Genomic DNA, 10879 nt, shown 5'->3' on the forward strand with positions numbered 1-10879 from the left:
ATAGGTCGACATGGCCTGCACTTCGGACTTGATCTGGCCAAGGTTGGCCTTGCGGACGGCTGCCCCAATGGCACCACCTGCATAAATCGGAACCGTGATCTGGAAACCAAGCGCTCCGCTGAACCCGTCACGGCCAGTCACGTCGTTGGTCCAGGTGCTGCCAACCTGACCGGTGACGGAGGCCGTCGGACCGAAGGCGGCCTGAGCCGCATCGGTACCGGCCTGGGCTGCACGGATGGAGGCCTTGGACATCAGGATGGCGGGATGGCCGATCTCAGCTTCGGAGAGCGCCGCATCGAGCGAGGCCGGGATGAGGCGGGCATAGTTATGCGAGGAATTGAGGTCCTGCGGGCGCGCGCCGACCAGGCGCTGGAACGTGGCCTGGCTGGTTTCCAGCGTGCTCACCGCCGCGCGATAGGCCGCCTGCCCCTGGGCCAGGCGCGCCTGTGCCTGTGCAACATCGATGCGCGTGCCTTCGCCCACATCCAGACGATCCTGCGCCGACTGCAGCTGGGCCTGGAAGAATCGAATGTTCTCTTCACGCAGGGAAACCAGCTGACGGCCGCTAAGCACGTTCATGTAGGCCTGAATGACCGACAGGAGCACGTTCTGCTCGGAATTGCGGATCTGATACTCCGCGAGTTCGGCAGCCGCGCGAGCGGCCTCGATCTGCGCTTCGGTCTTGTGATTGTCAAAAATCGTCTGGTTGTAGGAAATACCAGTGGTGATCGACGGGTTGCCGGCAAAGCGCCCACCGACGAGGCTCCAGCTCTGATTCCCACTCACCGAGGCGCCGATCGTCGGCATCATCTGCGACTTGGCCTGGACGATGCTTTCGGCCGAGGCCTTCGCGTCGAGGAGCGCAGCCTGCAGGTCCGGCGCATGATTATACGCTGCCGTAAGCGCCTGGGTGATCGTCTGTGCCTGCGCGCTACCCGAAGCCCCCACGGCCAGGAGAATGGCGACCGCACCCGCTGTCACAAACTTATACACCATAGATACCCCGCCTTAGACCCTGACAATCTACGCCCGGCATATGTGGTCCACAACCAACCATAACCTGACAGATAAAATTTAATGTACGCTTCACGCCGCGGCGTGGCCAATTCGCAACAAAACGACCGTCAAAAGACGAATTCGTCCTTCGGCGCCACGTTCCACAAGCGCGGCATCCTTGCATCGAACTCTGACGTGAACATTACGCCAGCATCGTTTCGCACGTAGACATGGACCACCGCCACACCCCGGCGCAGGATCGGCACGACCAGACGTCCACCCGGTGCCAACAAGGCGATCAGGTCATGAGGTTCGGAATCGACCGCGCCTTCAACGATGATCGCATCGAAAAACTGTCCGGTTAGTCCGGACGCTTCGCCGACGACGACCTTCGCGTTCTGAATTTCAAGGTCGAGCAGGTTCGCGTTCGCCTGCTCAGCCACGTCAGCGTCGACCTCAAGACCAAGGACCTCGCCACTCAGCCCAGCCAAAACAGCGGTCGAATACCCGCTCGCCGCACCGACATCGAGAACACGCTCGTCATTGGCAACTTTGGCGAGCTGCACCATTCTACCAAACTGTGCTGGCGACAAAAGAAAGTGCTGTCCAGAGGCCAGAGGCTGCAGGTCATCGACATAGGCGACGCCGCGACGGGTGGCTGCAACGAACAGTTCGCGCGGCACATCGGCCATGACAGACAACACGCGCCGATCGATGACCCCGCTTGGACGCAACTGACTGTCGATCATTGCCAGTCTTGCCCTTCGATACTCGTCCATCGCGGTGGTCCGGTGCCCCTTTGATATGCCGGACGTGAATATAGGTGGGTTGGTTGGCTGGCAAGATGCCACCGCGCAACTTACGCAAGACTCTGGATCAGGACAGTGCCCCTCTCAGGTAATGCTGCGTCAATGGCTGCACCCGATCAACGCGCGAAATGATCAGGTCGATATGACGCACGGCCAGATGCTTCAGCAGGGTAGCCAACTGTTCCTGAGCAGCGGCGATGTCGTCTTGGGTATCGCCATCCCAGTCCGCCACCATCTCTTTCTCCAAGGTCAGCATTTCGAGGGTGTCGATGATGTCCGAGACATCCGAGGCCCCGAGTTGGCGGGAAACCAGCGCCAACTGCTCATCGGTAGCCCTTTCCCAAGGTCTCCGCTCAGGCAGAGTTTCCAAAAGCACGCGCTGAAAACGCTTTGTCATCCCCTGCCCCAGAGTCAGTTCGAAACTGCCAACCACAATGGATCGCTGCCGGGAATATCGCAAATGTCAGGGAGCTGGAGGCCGCGTCCGGAATCGAACCGGAGTGCACGGATTTGCAATCCGCTGCGTAACCACTCCGCCACGCGGCCTCTGCGGCGGTTTATCTGGGGTTTCGCGTTTCGCGTCAAGGGCATGTTGCACACACGATCCGCGGTGTGTGCAAAACTGGTTCATGAGGTGTTGGCGGTTACCAGGGCCGCGACGTCGCCGGCACGCTCCCTCCATCTTCTGCCCCGCCCCTCCCGACGCACACAGAACGTCCATTCTCCCAGTCGCAATAGCTGAGCCGGCCATCAGCCCCTGCGGTCAAAGCAGCAGTCCTTGCGGCCGCCCCTGCATCGGAAAGAAGCTGATCCTGGTTAGCATCGTTCAGACAGAGCGTCACCGTACGCGTCCACTCGCCGGTAGATAGCGGATTGCCGATCAGGCTCAGGATTGGGCGCTGTACCTCGCCCGCAATGGAGAGATTGAGCGACCCTGTCTTATCGGCCTGCACAAAGCCAGCCGGCGGGCTAACTGCGTTCAAGACCGCCAGGGACTTCCTGTAGTCTTTTCGGCATGGTTCGTTAACACTTGCCCTTCACGAAAGCGCCACACCGCGTGGAGGATAGACACAAAGCGAATGCCGCAACTCCTGCTCCATATTCGCCGTCATTGGTTTCGATACTTTATGGTCGCAGCCTTCGTCGGCTTTATCGGCAGCGTAGTGCTGTCGACTGGAGTTCATCAGCAACTCACCTTCGATGCGATTGCGCTTCGCTACGTCGAATTGGCGCAAACGATTGAACGAAACCCGCTTCTCGCAATGACGCTTGGCTTGTGCCTGTATGTGGCTGCAGCTCTCTCGGCATTACCAGGTACCTGGCTTCTCAGCGTAGCGTACGGCTTGGCGTTTGGCTGGGAACGAGCGCTCCCACTGGTCCTGCTGGGCGCGACCACAGGTTCATCCGCAGTTTACTGGGTTGCCCGCTCCGCCTTTGGGAAGCATTTCGGCAGCGGCCTTGGTGACACCTTGGCGCGGATCGCAGAAGGCTTTCGGCGCGATGCAGCAAGCTATCTCCTCTTTCTGCGCCTTGCGCCGATGTTTCCGTCGTCTGTGATCAACATAGCGTCAGGACTGCTCGCAGTGCCGTTTTATACCTTCGCCTGGACAACGCTTGTGGGAATGATCCCGGGCTCCATAGCTTACGTCCTTGCTGGCGAAGGGCTGAGATCGGCCGCAGAGGCCCGAGCCGCCGCGTGCAACGCTGGCGTTCCGCCATGTGGCGAGCACCTGTCGTCGTTCGACATTCTTACACCGACAGTACTACTGGCGTTCGCTCTCTTGGCCTTGGTCTCACTGACACCGATGGCGATTCGATACCTAAGACGAGGGTAAGTTAGCTTTTGCTCCAACCCTCCATTGTTGAGCCGCAAGCGAATTCGCAATCCGCTGCGTAATAACGCGGCCTCCGGCCCGGCCTATCTGGGGTGCGGCATGTGCCGTCGACAGCGTTTTGCACACGCGGACTGCCGCGCGTGCAAAACTGGCCCCCAAGCCGTGCCTTTCGCCGAGGTGGCGCGGGAAACTGTCGACGGGAGGCATCAGTAACGCGGCCTGTGGCCAGAATAGATTGAAATGCCCGCACTGTTCCGGCGGACGATTAGAGATCTGTCACGCTTTGAACGTCGCCTGCCTGCCAAACGCGATAGCGCACTTCAACATCGTCCGGCGTGTAGATCACCAGCGGCAGCTTGCTGTTGTATCGGACAAGCGTCTCGCTGGAGCTGCGAACAAAAGCTTCGTGCTCAGACCCTTCTGGACACCCCATCAAGGTCGCGGCTCCCGCACTCAGGCTGTCCAGCACATAGTAGTCGTATCCCCACCCTTGGGCTGTTTTCTGCTCCACCTCACCACCGAAGAAATGCTGGTTACAGTCGACTGTCATCGTCCTGCCCACAATGATTTCGACCTTGGCAGCGGCTTCATCGTCCAAGGGCGGGAGACGAATGACGTGCTGCACCTGTTCTGCGGTCGGCTCGGGATAGGGCTTCAAGTCGTCTGACGACGCGATGGCGCCGGTCGTGAAAATCATGCTCGCACCGACCGTCAATGCTGCAAATCTCATTCAGTTCTTTCTCCAACGTTGGCTGGCGGAAGAACGAAATCGAGTGGCGATGGTTGCGGCCTGCGACAAAGACGACCGGTGCAAGTCGCAACCGCTCGCCTTCCTTTGACCAGCAGCTGCTTCAGTTGGCGCCGCTTACGATAACGCAGTCAGTTGCCGATCGCACCAGGTCCAGGCCGGGCGCCGGGCGGCACCTTACCCATGATGATCATCCCGAGGACCTCATCCTTGGTCACATCGCTGGTGCGTGCCTCACCGACCACTTGGCCATTTTTCATCACCACCAGACGATCAGCCAGATCGAAGACGTCGTGAATGTCATGGCTGATGAGGAAGATGCCGATGCCATCGGACTTGAGCTGTTTGATCAGGTCCCCGACCTGCGCCGTTTCCTGCGGGCCAAGCGCTGCTGTCGGCTCATCCATAATGAGGATACGAGCGTTGAAGAGGATGGCACGCGCAATGGCCACAGACTGGCGCTGGCCACCCGAGAGCGCCTTTACCGGCTCCTTGAAGCGGCGGAAGTTGGGGTTTAGGCGCCCCATTACTTCTCGCGCCCGCGATTCCATCGCCGCGTCGTCGAGCGTACCAATGGGCGTCGTCAGCTCACGTCCCAGGAACAGGTTCGCAGCGGCGTCCACATTATCGGCAACGGCGAGCTGCTGGTAGATCGTCTCGATCCCATAAGCCTTGGCATCACGGGGATTGTTGATCGTCGCGGCCTCGCCGTTGATCCGGATATCGCCGGCGTCGCGCTTGTACGCTCCCGACAGTACCTTGATGAGCGTCGACTTTCCCGCGCCGTTGTGGCCGAGCAGGCCTACGACTTCACCGCGATGCAGATTGATCGAGGCATGATCAACTGCCTTGATGCCGCCGAAGGCGATGGAGATGTCGGTCATTTCGACCAGGGGTGTGCTGGGGTCCAGCATGATGTGCACTCCTAGTGCTTATTTCGGCGGTAGAGCGTGTCCAGCCACACCGCGAAAACCAGAACGACGCCGACAACGATGGACTGGAGCGGGCTATCGAGCCCCATCAGCACCATGCCGGATTGGAGAGATTGCATGACTACGGCGCCCAGCAGCGCGCCGGCGATGGTTCCGACACCACCCGCCAGCGACGTTCCGCCAATAACGGCCGCGGCGATCACGTAGAGTTCGTCAAGCGTGCCAAGCGCATTGGTCGCCGCATTGAGGCGCGCGCTGGAAATGGCTGCTGCGATGGCGCACAGCCCCCCCATCAGCATGAAAATTTTGACCGTTACCCAGCGTGTGTTGATGCCGGCCAACTCCGCAGCTTCAGGATTGCCGCCCATGGCATAGACGTAGCGTCCGAAGCGGGTCCGGGAGGCGAGAAAGGTCATGGCGACGCCAACCCCGATCGCGATAAGCACCGGAATCGCGATGCCGTGAGAAATGAAGAGCCCGCCTTCGGGCACTGGAATGCCGTTGGCGTTGGCATAGTTTTCGGCGATGCGAACTGGCCAGGGGTACGAGTTGGCGACCAGGACGGCCCCGATGGTTGCGCCACACCCCAGAATAGCGAGGGCAGCCTCGGCCCAGAGCGGGCGCTGCGGAAAGTTGAAGCGATGACGCTGGCGGCGGCCGAAATAGAGGCCCGCCACAATGGCGGCGCACGCCACGACAGCAACCACCCAGCTCCAGGTCGAACCGACCGAGCCTGCCGGGCCACCACCGATGAGCTGAAAGGTCTGATCCATCGGCGCCACAGTGCGCCCCATGGTCACCCACCAGGCCGCACCTCGCCAGACCAGATAACCACCGAGCGTGACGATGAATGCCGGCACGCGAAGATAGGCAATGATCGCGCCCTGCATCGCACCGATGCCAACACCGACGATGAGACCTGTGAGAAGCGACAGACACCAGATCAACGGATGGCCAAGCCCGAGGCCGAACTGCACCGGCAGGATCTGGGTTTGCATCACGCCCATCACCATACCCACCAGACCCAGAATGGAGCCTACGGACAGGTCGATATGTCGCGTGACAATGATCAGAACCATGCCGGTTACCATGACGGCCACGGAGGCAGTCTGCACCGAAAGGTTCCAGAGATTACGCGGCGTCAGAAAGAGACCGCCGGAGAAAATATTGAAGCCGACCCAGATGATCGCCAGGGCGCCAATCATGCCTAGAAGGCGAGTGTCCACCTCCGTCGCCATGAGAAAACGCTGAATGGGGTTCTGCGTAAAAGTGCTCGGATGGGCAGGGGTGGCGATGGCATGCTGATCAGCCATTCAGGTCTCCCGTGGAAACGGCGCCCCGGCACAAAGCCGGGGCGCAGTCCGGTTGCAACAGGCAACCAGTTTAGCCTTTGTAGGTGTCAGTTGCAGGCGGCAACCGAACCAGCGGCGACACCCTGGCACACAACGTCCTTCGACACCCAGCCGGCGTCGATGACAACGTTGAGGTTATCCTTGGTAATCGGGATCGGCGCGAGCAGCACAGCGTTCATTTCGACGTGCTTGGGGCCATCGGAGAACTTGGTGCCGCCGGTCACTGCGTCAAGCGCCGTGCCCTTGGCCAGTTCGACAGCGATTTCCGCGGCCTTCTTGCCCAATTCGCGCGCGTCCTTCCAGACCGAGACAGTCTGGGTGCCGAGCGCGATGCGGTTGAGAGCTGCATGGTCGCCATCCTGGCCAGAGACCGGCACGGAACCAGCCAGGCCCTGAGCAGCAAGCGCTGCGATGGCGCCGCCCGCGGTGCCGTCGTTCGAAGCCACAACGGCGTCGACGTCGTTGTTGTTGGCGGTCAGGAACTGTTCCATGTTCGCCTGGGCGACTTCGGGGTTCCAGTTGTCGGTATAGGCTTCACCAACATTCTTGATGGCGCCGGAGTCGATGGCGGCCTTGAGCACTTCCATCTGGCCGGCAAACAGGAAGTCGGCGTTGGGGTCGGCCGAATTGCCCTTGATGAAGACGTAGTTGCCTTCAGGCTTTACGGCAAAAACGCCCTGCGCCTGCATACGGCCAACTTCCTTGTTGTCGAACGTCAGGTAGAAAGCGTCGGGGTTTTCGATGAGGCGGTCATAGCCGACCACTTTGATGCCTTCAGCAACGGCAGCCGCAACAGCCGGACCAATGGCATCACTATCCTGAGCCAGCACGATCAGAGCATCGGCGCCCTGGCTGATCAGGCTTTCGATATCGGTAAGCTGCTTGGACGCGGACGACTGTGCGTCAGCAGAAATATACTTTGCGCCGGCCGCTTCGAGAGCGGTCTTGATGGCGGCTTCGTCGGTTTTCCAGCGTTCTTCCTGGAAGTTGTTCCAGGACACACCGACGACAATGTCTTGTGCCAGGGCAGCACCGGTCATGACGGTCGTGGCAAGCAAGACCGCTGCAAAGAGCTTATTCATCAATGTCCTCCCATTGGGTCATCGAGACCCAGAACGGCACGCACGGCCCCTCATCCCAAGGTCGTTGGCGCGCCACAGAGCATTATTTTCAATGCTCGAAAAAACAAGTCGCATGTCGGATCAGGACGTGTCAACGTCAATTTCGGGCTCCGAATGAATTCGATGTTGCTTCATGACGGCAGCTTTGGTGTCTTGGGGCGGATATTAGGGAGTAGGCTGTTTGACGCGAACCGTCAGCGATAGCGACAGCGTCCGACGGCACAACCGTGGACTGGTACTGAGTGCCCTGCGCATGCAGGGTGCGCAGTCGCGTACCGCCCTCGCCAACCTCACCGGCCTAAGCCATGCCAGCATGACCGCCATCATGTCGGATTTGCTCAACCAGGGTATCGTGTCCGAGCTCGTCGCCGACAGACCCGACGGGCGGGCGCGAGGCCGGCCGGCCACTTTCGTCAATTTTTCGCGCGGGGCCGCACACGCGGCGCTCTTCGAGCTGGACGTCAACCGGGCCCGCGTTTCGCTGGTCGACTATGGCGGCGTCCTTGTCGATCGTGTTGAAATACAGCTGACCCCAACCATCTTCGCGGGCCTGGCACCGTGCAAGTTTCTATCCGAGCGGCTCGATGCCCTGCTGGCCAGAACCCCAGCGGCCACAAAGACGCTCCGCCGGATCGCGATCTCTGTTCAGGGCATCCTGGAACGCGACGGCAGAGGCTTGCGCTGGTCGCCGATCCAGCACCTGGCAGGCGCATCTTTCGCCGCCGAGCTTTCCGAGGAACGTAACCTGCCCGTTACCCTCCACAAGCGCGGGCGGCTACTGGCCGAAGGGACGCGATGGCTCGATCCGGCCCTGCACGAGGCCAGTGTGGCCACTGTTTTTGTCGGCTCCACCGTTGCCATGGGCGTGACGTTCCGTGGCCAGATCATGGGGCGCGGGGACGAGGGCGCCACCGAATTCGGCCATATGAACCACGTCCCCAACGGCGCACTTTGTCGGTGTGGCATGCGCGGCTGCATCGAGGCCTATGCCGCAGACTATGCGATCTTGCGCAACGCCTATTCCGTGCCCGAAACCGCGTCCCCTGCCCCGGCCGTACCGGCTCAGCAATATGAAATGCTGGCGCAGCGGGCCGAAACGGGCGACCGGAGCGCAACGCATGCATTCCACCTGGCAGGCCGCGCCATCGGCTTTGGCCTCAGCCGCATGCTGGCCATCTACGACCCTTCGCACGTCCTGATCGTCGGCCCCGGCGCGAGAGCCCTTGAATTGATGCGGCCAGAGATCGATCAGGCGATTCTCGGCTCCCTGGTGGGCAGCATCAACGGTTCGCCACAGATCGTGGCGCATCGCGACGAGACCGAGCCGATCTTCAAGGGGCTTCTGATGAAGACGCTCAACGACATCGATCTCGTCGATTTTGCCGCCCTGCCCAGCTCAGAGAGAGCCGGGCTGGAAAGCTAAGCATCAAAATTCCAGCCAGTCGTGCAGCTTGTCAGCCAGGGCGGGCGGCTCGTCCACGCCGCCGTTCAGGGTGAGGTCGGGATTTGTCGGCACTTCGAACGGGCTGTCGATGCCGGTGAAATTCTTGATCTCACCGCGCCGCGCCTTGGCATAGAGCCCCTTGGGATCACGCTTTTCCGCAACTTCGATTGGCGTATCGACATAGACCTCGGTAAACCGGATATCGCCAGCGATCTCGCGAGCCAATTGCCGCTCGTTCTCGAAGGGCGAGATGAAGGAAACCAGCACGATCAGGCCGGCGTCGGCCATCAGCTTGGCCACTTCGGCCACGCGACGAATGTTTTCGACGCGGGCGGCCTCGGTGAAACCCAGGTCCTTGTTGAGGCCGTGGCGCACATTGTCGCCGTCGAGGATGTAGCAGTGCCGCCCCTCTGTCGTGAGGCGCTTCTCGAGGAGATTGGCGATGGTCGACTTGCCCGAGCCAGAAAGGCCGGTGAACCAGACGATCTGTGGCTCCTGCCCCTTCATCTGGGCGCGCACCTGCCGGTTCACGTCGAATGACTGATAAGTCAGATTCTGCGCCCGGCGCAGGCCAAAGCTGATCGTGCCCGCTGCCAACGTCGCATTGGAAATGCGGTCGATAAGGATAAAGCCGCCCGTCAGCGGATTGTCGGCGTAGGGATCGAATGCAACGGCGCGATCGGTCGCGATCGTCACTGTGCCCACTTCGTTGAGTTCGAGCTTGTTCGCCGCCGCCTGTTCCAGCGTATTCACATTGGTGCGGAACTTGATGTCGGTGATGGTTGCCGGCACGGTCTGTGCACCAACCTTGAGCAGATATGAGCGCCCCTGGAAGGCCGGCTCGTCATTCATCCAGACCAGGCGCGCCTGAAACTGGTTGGAATATTCAGGCACGCCGCCGGGATGCGCCAGCACGTCTCCGCGCGAGACGTCGATTTCCCGATCGAGCACCAACGTCACCGCCTGCCCCGCCGTCGCAACGTCGAGATCGCCGTCCATGGTGACGACACGCGAAATCTTGGCCGGCTTGCGGGAGGCCGCGACCAGAATGTCGTCGCCGACCTTTACCTGGCCCGAAGCCACAGTGCCCGAGAACCCGCGGAAATCGAGATTGGGTCGATTGACCCACTGCACCGGGAACCGGAAAGGCTTCTCGGCCTTGTCCTGCGCCACCTCGATCGTCTCGAGATAGGGCACGAGCGGGGTGCCGGTGAACCAGGGCATGCGACCGCTGTTGGCGAGGATATTGTCCCCCCGCAGCGCCGAAACCGGCACGGCAGCCAGCGTCTGGAAGCCCAGATCCCTGGAAAAGGTCCGATATTCGGCCACTATGCGGTCAAAGACTTCCTGGTCGTAATCGACCAAGTCGATCTTGTTCACGACGAGAATGACCGGCGTGCCTTCCGGGCCGGCGCGGAAAGCCCATGGACTAGCCTGTTCCGCTCCTTACCGGCAAGGGTAAAACACTCCCTGCCGGCCGCTTGCCCCGTTTGTGGTGACCAATGTGGCAATAAGGTCGCCTCCCAGCGGTTCGCCTACCTGGGCAACCTCCCGACGCGTCGTGGGGCCACGCCGCTGCGCCTGGCCGGCGAGTACGAGGACTGGCTGGTCTCCGCGATGGAACACGGCGGCAACACCGCGT

Annotated in this window: 9 protein-coding genes, 1 tRNA gene and 1 pseudogene; 2 read left to right on the top strand and 9 right to left on the bottom strand. The window is 60.9% G+C overall.

Going from position 1 to position 10879, the window contains the following annotated elements; translation table 11 throughout:
* The 4 genes from J0I64_RS20435 to J0I64_RS20450 form a co-directional block, all read right to left on the bottom strand.
* Nucleotides 1–996 (bottom strand): TolC family protein (locus tag J0I64_RS20435; protein ID WP_291411740.1); only part of this gene is annotated, 996 nt, incomplete at its 3' end.
* Nucleotides 997–1124: 128 nt separating this feature from the next.
* Entirely contained in the window at nucleotides 1125–1745 is a 621-nt protein-coding gene (locus J0I64_RS20440) for a protein-L-isoaspartate O-methyltransferase (RefSeq protein ID WP_291411742.1), read from the bottom strand.
* A gap of 127 nt (nucleotides 1746–1872) precedes the next feature.
* A complete protein-coding gene (locus J0I64_RS20445; RefSeq protein ID WP_291411744.1) occupies nucleotides 1873–2202 on the bottom strand; it encodes a hypothetical protein in 330 nt (109 codons plus the stop codon).
* A 75-nt stretch (nucleotides 2203–2277) separates the two neighbouring features.
* A tRNA-Cys gene (locus J0I64_RS20450) sits at nucleotides 2278–2351 on the bottom strand.
* 533 nt (nucleotides 2352–2884) lie between these two features.
* Between J0I64_RS20450 and J0I64_RS20455 the strand changes: the two genes are divergently transcribed.
* The gene (locus J0I64_RS20455) at nucleotides 2885–3640 is read left to right on the top strand and encodes a VTT domain-containing protein (protein WP_291411745.1); all 756 of its coding nucleotides are present in this window, start codon (nucleotides 2885–2887) and stop codon (nucleotides 3638–3640) included.
* A 265-nt stretch (nucleotides 3641–3905) separates the two neighbouring features.
* Here J0I64_RS20455 and eco read toward each other — a convergent pair whose 3' ends face one another.
* From eco to xylF, 4 genes are all read right to left on the bottom strand, one after another.
* The gene (gene eco, locus J0I64_RS20460) at nucleotides 3906–4370 is read right to left on the bottom strand and encodes a serine protease inhibitor ecotin (RefSeq protein WP_291411747.1); all 465 of its coding nucleotides are present in this window, start codon (nucleotides 4368–4370) and stop codon (nucleotides 3906–3908) included.
* Nucleotides 4371–4519: 149 nt separating this feature from the next.
* The gene (locus tag J0I64_RS20465) at nucleotides 4520–5302 is read right to left on the bottom strand and encodes an ATP-binding cassette domain-containing protein (protein WP_291411750.1); all 783 of its coding nucleotides are present in this window, start codon (nucleotides 5300–5302) and stop codon (nucleotides 4520–4522) included.
* Between the two features lie 11 nt (nucleotides 5303–5313).
* Nucleotides 5314–6633, bottom strand: coding sequence for a sugar ABC transporter permease (locus tag J0I64_RS20470; protein ID WP_291411752.1), 1320 nt, complete (start codon nucleotides 6631–6633; stop codon nucleotides 5314–5316).
* A gap of 86 nt (nucleotides 6634–6719) precedes the next feature.
* Nucleotides 6720–7754: a D-xylose ABC transporter substrate-binding protein gene (gene xylF / locus J0I64_RS20475; protein ID WP_291411754.1), complete on the bottom strand. Its 1035-nt coding sequence runs from the start codon at nucleotides 7752–7754 to the stop codon at nucleotides 6720–6722.
* 220 nt (nucleotides 7755–7974) lie between these two features.
* On the opposite strand from xylF, the gene J0I64_RS20480 reads away from it, so the two are divergent.
* On the top strand, nucleotides 7975–9216 hold the full coding sequence (locus J0I64_RS20480) for an ROK family protein (RefSeq protein ID WP_291411756.1): 1242 nt from the start codon (nucleotides 7975–7977) through the stop codon (nucleotides 9214–9216).
* A 3-nt stretch (nucleotides 9217–9219) separates the two neighbouring features.
* Here J0I64_RS20480 and cysC read toward each other — a convergent pair.
* Nucleotides 9220–10629, bottom strand: a pseudogene (gene cysC, locus J0I64_RS20485) (adenylyl-sulfate kinase); the annotation flags it as partial.
* Between the last annotated feature and the right edge of the window lie 250 nt (nucleotides 10630–10879).

Origin of the sequence: Devosia sp., assembly GCF_017307565.1 — a bacterium.
Lineage (GTDB): Bacteria > Pseudomonadota > Alphaproteobacteria > Rhizobiales > Devosiaceae > Devosia.